This is a genomic window from Bacillaceae bacterium S4-13-56, from assembly GCA_040191315.1.
In the GTDB taxonomy this organism is placed as follows: domain Bacteria; phylum Bacillota; class Bacilli; order Bacillales; family JAWJLM01; genus JAWJLM01.
Map to the genome: position 1 here is coordinate 1 of JAWJLM010000094.1, position 5,892 is coordinate 5,892.

Sequence of the window (5,892 nt, forward strand, 5' to 3'; positions counted from 1 at the left end):
CGTCGATGATCGAGGGCGCTTGCGCTTTTCTTAAAAAGTAAGAAAGAAAATTTTGTCTAGCTTCAGCGAAACAGCTTCATCGAGTAATCTTCTTAGTTTTTGCCCCGAGTAATCGCACAAAGGAAAGCTACATAGAGCTACTTCGCAGAAACAAGCGATTTTCTTGTTTCGAAAGGTGCTTGCGTTTTTCTTATATTTGAGGGGCGGGGCGTATTTTATTTGTTTTTTCTTAGCATCCTTATCAGTTAACTGACTAGCTAATTCAACTGGATAAATAAATATGGAATAAGCTAGAAAATACTAAAAGGATGGTTAATTCCGTAAATTTTGTAACTAAATTTCAAGACATACAGAAGCAACGATACTAATGTGATGTAATACGAGCAATAATATACATTAATTTTTTAATAATGCTCTTAAATCCATAGCAATACGAGGAGGAATAAAAATGAGAATGAGAAACAAGCCGTGGGCAGATGAATTTTTGGCAGAAAATCAATCTATCATTGTTCTAAATCCCACTCAACATAAGGGAATTTGGAATGAGCAATTTAATAAATCTCAACCAGTCCATCTAGAAATAGGAACTGGAATGGGGGGCTTTATTTCGGGTATGGCATTACAACATCCAGATATTAATTTTGTTGGAATTGAAAAGGTGAAGAGTGTCATTGTTAATACGGTTAAAAAGGTTAAAGAGGAGGGATGCTCTAATATTAAGCTTTTAAACGAGGATGCCGTTGACGTAAGAGATTATTTTGCAGAAAGTGAAATAGACCAAATATATCTTAATTTCTCGGATCCATGGCCCAAAACAAGATATGCTAAGCGGAGATTGACGTACCAAAGCTTTTTAGAGCAATACCAAGTGATTTGTAAGCCGGGAGCTTATCTTGTTTTTAAAACTGACAACCAAGGGTTGATTGAATACTCTCTTTCAAGTTTTTCAAAATTTGGCCTTACAATACAAGATGTATCATTAAATTTACATCAACTTAACGATCCACTAAATGTCATGACTGAATATGAAGAACGTTTTGCTAAAAAAGGACTGCCTATATACCGTGCCACTGTTCAATTCCCAGAATAAATGTGATATGCTTTTATCAAAAAGGTGGGAGGAATTGACGTATGGAGACTTTGACAATAGGGCGTGCAAAATTGACCTGGTTACGTGGGGGAGTAAACTATCTGGATGGGGGTGCAATGTTTGGAGTTGTTCCAAAAGCACTTTGGGAAAAAAAATATCCAAATAATGATAGAAATCAGATAGAGCTCAGAACAGATCCTATTCTTTTGGAAATTGATGGGAAGAAATACATAATTGATTCAGGTATTGGTAATGGTAAGTTTACTGAAAAGCAAAAGCGGAATTTCGGAGTCTTGGAAGAATCTTTTGTTGAGGAAGATTTGAAAAAACTTGATCTCTCCATTCAGGATATCGATGCAATCCTTATGACTCACTTACATTTTGACCACGCTAGTGGACTAACAACAGAAAAGGAAGGGAAATGGGTGCCTGTCTTTAATGATACACCGATTTATGTTTCCCAAACTGAGTGGGATGAAATGAGAAATCCAAATATTCGTTCAGTAAATACCTATTGGAGGGAAAATTGGGAGCCTGTTAGTGATCTAGTCCAACCATTTTCGGGTACCTTTGAAGTCATGAAAGGTCTTGAAATGATTCAAACAGGTGGTCATAGTGATGGGCATTCTATCATTCATTTTCAGAATGGAGATGATGAGTTCATTCATATGGCAGATTTAATGCCCACTCATGCCCATCAAAATAAATTATGGGCATTGGCGTATGATGATTATCCAGTAACAACTGTCCATCAAAAAGAAAAATGGATGGACTATGGATACAGCCGAAAAGCTTGGTATACCTTTTATCATGACGCTTATTATAGGGCTATTCGATTTGATGAAAATGGAAATAAGATAGATGAAATTAAGCGAACAAGATCCGAATAAAAAGGGGTTCAGGGCATAACGGGTACAATGATTTAACAATCGATCGAATCAATGATTGCATATTATACGCGTCGGTACCTCTTTGCAATATAAAAGATGATTCCTCAAAAAAAGAGGGATCATCTTTTTACTTCTAAACATCATAAGCGTCAATGAGTTCACCAGTATATGCATCAGCCAAAAATTCAAATTTTAATTCTTTATCATTAACTTTATGAACAATACCTCCTTTATAGACGGTTAAGTCTTGGGAATTTTTTTTAAGGGATAATGGCTTGTGATATATCCAAGATCCTGTGATCCTGCGGTTTTCCCAAAATTGCTCTTTCATTTGATTTAGAACAGTAGTTGGAGATAAACGTCTATCTATAAAAGAGCTTCCAATTATGTATCCAACGAAGGCTCCAGCCCCAATGGCTACGAGTAGTTTTGTTCCCTTCATTTTCATCACCTCTTATAAAATAGTATATCTAAAATTTAGTATGAAGAAAACGTCCAGTTAAACAAAGTGGAAACATTTTTCATCTTTCGATAGAATATGGATATGGTTTTATTTTAATTACATAGTAGAGGGGCGTTATAAGATGAATCAAGAAACAGAGCAATTGTTTAAAACATTAACAGAATTACCAGGGGCTCCTGGGTTTGAACACGATGTTCGTCGTTTTATGAAAGAAGAGCTTGGTAAATATTCAGATGAAATCATCCAAGACCGTCTTGGTGGTGTTTTTGGAGTGAAAAAGGGACAAGGTCCGCGTGTAATGGTCGCTGGTCATATGGATGAAGTAGGATTTATGGTTACACAAATCACAAAAAATGGTATGATTCGTTTCCAAACACTTGGTGGCTGGTGGAATCAAGTGTTACTCGCACAACGAGTTCAAGTTATAACAGAAAATGGTCCTGTCATTGGGGTCATTGGATCTATTCCTCCACATAACTTGACGCCTGAACAACGCCAAAAGCCAATGGAAATGAGTAATATGTTAATTGATATTGGTGCTGATGATGAAGAAGATGCTAAAAAAATTGGAATTAAGCCAGGACAGCAAATTTTACCAATTTGTCCATTTACAAAAATGGCCAATGAAAAAAAGGTATTGGCAAAAGCTTGGGATAATCGGTATGGATGTGGACTTTCTATTGAATTATTGAAGGCTGTACAAAATGAAACTTTGCCAAATGAACTATATTCAGGTGCGACGGTGCAGGAAGAAGTAGGGTTAAGAGGAGCTCAAGTAGCAGCTAATATGATTAAACCTGATATTTTTTATGCATTGGATGCTTCTCCAGCAAATGATATGTCTGGAGATACCAAAGAGTTTGGTCAGCTTGGTAAGGGAGCACTGCTAAGAATTTATGATCGCTCTATGGTTACTCATCGTGGCATTAGAGAATTCATCTTAGATACAGCAGAATCTAATAAGATTCCTTATCAGTATTTCATTTCCCAAGGTGGAACAGATGCAGGACGTGTGCATATTTCCAACGAAGGTGTACCATCTGCAGTTATAGGTATTTGTTCTCGTTATATCCATACGGCAGCTTCTATTGTTCATGTTGATGATTATGCAGCTGCAAAAGAACTGTTGATTAAGCTAGTAAAAACTACGGATCAAAATGTAGTTGATCAAATACGTTCTCGTGCATAGGTCTTTTTATGAAAATTATTATTGGATCATTGAATCCAGCGAAAATAAATGCTGTTATATCGGTTTTCGCTTCAGATGAAGTAGAAAGATATGGGGCAAATTCGCATGTCTCCGCTCAACCTATGAATGATAGGGAAACACGTTTAGGAGCCATTCATCGAGCGAAGGAGTCTGCCCAAGCTTTTCCTCAATCTATAGGAATTGGACTTGAAGGTGGGATCACGGTAGATGAAGGGATTTGCTACCTTATTAACTGGGGAGCTTTGGTTGATGAACACGGTCATATTTTTGTAGCTTCTGGAGCAAGAATTCCTTTACCTGAAGAAGTCTCAAAACCTGTTTTAGAGGGTGAAGAACTAGGAATGGTTATGGATCGATATGCTAAAAAGAAAAATGTAAGAAAAAAGGAAGGTGCTATTGGCATTTTTACTAACGGAGTAGTTGACCGTAGTATGATGTTTCAGCATGTAGTCCAATTATTAAAAGGGCAATATGAATATGTAAATAAGTAACAAAAAAATCGCCTATTCCTAGGCGTTTTTTTTCGGATACAGCTATAACTTTAATCGGTTGGTTATATAAGTAAAACTAAGTGAACACTTTCACTCCATAGTAAAGGGGTATTAGAAAGCAATATACGCTTTCATGAATACCTTTTACGATAGCCAAGTTTTTCTAAAGAAAATTCAAAGTTTTAGAAGAAATATATTCAACTATTTTCCTATTCAAAGATATATGCCAAGGCATCTAATGCTTGGTCAACAGTTTCAACTGTGACACTCGCTTTGTTAGAAAGCTCTTTTAATGGGTGGACTAGAGATTCCGGACGAATAAGAATAAGTGGTTTTTGAAGTGCAATCGCTGTACTTGCATCCATTGCGGTATTCCATTGCTTATATTTCTCTCCAAATAAAGCAACAACCAAGTCTGCTTTTTTCATAAGTAGCTCTGTTCGCAGGTTGTTTAAACTAGATGCTGCATCATCTCGAAAGATGGCATTTGGTTGTTTTCCTAGAATATCTTCTCCAATATTGTCTGACCGCTCATGATTCTCCTGTGGCCCAACGAAAGTCAACGGCAATTCCCGTTCCCTTGCCCGGTTCTTGATTTCATTTCTCCAATCATCATGAATTTGACCCGCAAGATACACAACAAATTCCATAGTGATTCCTCCCTTAAATTCACTTTTTACTATTACCCTTTCCCCCTTTAGAGTAAACCAAATCGAACTACTGAGACAACTTGTAACAAAATCGAAACTTGTCATATTATGATTTCATAGTATCATTAAGAGGTACTAATAGACTACGAAAAGGTATTCAGGAGGTATTATTGTGCGGAATTGGAGAGTATGGTTAAGTGTAATAGTAAGTCTTGCCCTGTTTTTCATTTTGATTTCACAGTTTTTAATTGATGAAGATAAATTATTGAGTAATGCAGAGGAAGCTGCAAAGGAGGCTTTTTTGCAAGAGCCTGAGACTGCTAATCAGGATTTAGAAGAAATCTCCTTGTATTTACCTGAAATCATGCAAATCGAGCAGGAAACACCTAATAATTTGATAGTAAAACAAGTGGACCAGCTTTTCCTTTTGTTTTTTAACCCATTAGAAGATGAGAGTAGTACATTATATTACGATAGTGCTAAGGAAAAAAATCCAGATCCACTTCTATTAAAAAAGTTTGAGGATGGAGATCGTGTAGGTTACCTATTAATTCTTAAGATTGGGGACAGCGATTTGTATGAAGTTCAAACAGGCATTGGGGGAAAGAAGATGACCTCACAAACAGAATCAAAGAATTTAGTTGAGACATCAAGAGCAATGATGGAAATTATAAGATCAATTAAATACAAATAGAGTGGGAAGCAGGGGAAGAATTTCTCCTGCTTTTCTCAACAGATAAGAAAGTATAAAATTTGGCTAGCTCCAGCGCCCTATCGACTAGAGTCGGTTCCCTCCTCTCCATCGATAAGTCAACATCGATGAAGGAGGTTCGGTTAAAAACGTGACATCCGATTACTCGTCCCACCGAAAACATTTGTCGCAACACCGAACTGACTCGCAGGATGCGAGCCCTCGTGAACCGTGTTTCCTTTGGGCCTACACGATGTAGGTCACGTCGGCGTTGTCACACGATGTGACGGCTTTAGCCGACGATCCTTAATATCGATGAGATCCACCGCCTTACGTCGATGATCAAGGGCGCTTGCACTTTTCTCATTGAGCAAGGAATGAATCTTCGGTATGATAGGAAAGATAGA

Annotated in this window: 7 protein-coding genes; 5 read left to right on the forward strand and 2 right to left on the reverse strand. The window is 37.2% G+C overall.

The annotated features are described in order from the left end of the window. The first annotated feature begins 448 nt into the window (after nucleotides 1–448). Together trmB and RZN25_16535 are read left to right on the forward strand one after the other, a co-directional pair. On the forward strand, nucleotides 449–1,090 hold the full coding sequence (gene trmB / locus RZN25_16530) for a tRNA (guanosine(46)-N7)-methyltransferase TrmB (protein MEQ6378419.1): 642 nt from the start codon (nucleotides 449–451) through the stop codon (nucleotides 1,088–1,090). 41 nt (nucleotides 1,091–1,131) lie between these two features. Next, entirely contained in the window at nucleotides 1,132–1,980 is an 849-nt protein-coding gene (locus tag RZN25_16535) for an MBL fold metallo-hydrolase (GenBank protein ID MEQ6378420.1), read from the forward strand. A gap of 133 nt (nucleotides 1,981–2,113) precedes the next feature. Here RZN25_16535 and RZN25_16540 read toward each other — a convergent pair whose 3' ends face one another. Beyond that, entirely contained in the window at nucleotides 2,114–2,422 is a 309-nt protein-coding gene (locus tag RZN25_16540; GenBank protein MEQ6378421.1) for a hypothetical protein, read from the reverse strand. A gap of 142 nt (nucleotides 2,423–2,564) precedes the next feature. Here RZN25_16540 and RZN25_16545 point away from each other — a divergent pair, with 142 nt between their 5' ends. Both RZN25_16545 and RZN25_16550 read left to right on the forward strand, forming a co-directional pair. Further along, nucleotides 2,565–3,632 carry a M42 family metallopeptidase gene (locus RZN25_16545; protein MEQ6378422.1) on the forward strand — a complete coding sequence of 356 codons (1,068 nt, stop codon included), beginning with the start codon at nucleotides 2,565–2,567 and terminating at the stop codon, nucleotides 3,630–3,632. A gap of 8 nt (nucleotides 3,633–3,640) precedes the next feature. Continuing rightward, on the forward strand, nucleotides 3,641–4,144 hold the full coding sequence (locus RZN25_16550; protein MEQ6378423.1) for a DUF84 family protein: 504 nt from the start codon (nucleotides 3,641–3,643) through the stop codon (nucleotides 4,142–4,144). Nucleotides 4,145–4,353: 209 nt separating this feature from the next. Here the strand turns inward: RZN25_16550 and RZN25_16555 are convergent, their stop codons facing one another. Further along, the gene (locus RZN25_16555; GenBank protein MEQ6378424.1) at nucleotides 4,354–4,794 is read right to left on the reverse strand and encodes a YtoQ family protein; all 441 of its coding nucleotides are present in this window, start codon (nucleotides 4,792–4,794) and stop codon (nucleotides 4,354–4,356) included. A 172-nt stretch (nucleotides 4,795–4,966) separates the two neighbouring features. On the opposite strand from RZN25_16555, the gene RZN25_16560 reads away from it, so the two are divergent. Beyond that, nucleotides 4,967–5,488, forward strand: coding sequence for a hypothetical protein (locus RZN25_16560; GenBank protein ID MEQ6378425.1), 522 nt, complete (start codon nucleotides 4,967–4,969; stop codon nucleotides 5,486–5,488). Nucleotides 5,489–5,892 lie beyond the last annotated feature (404 nt).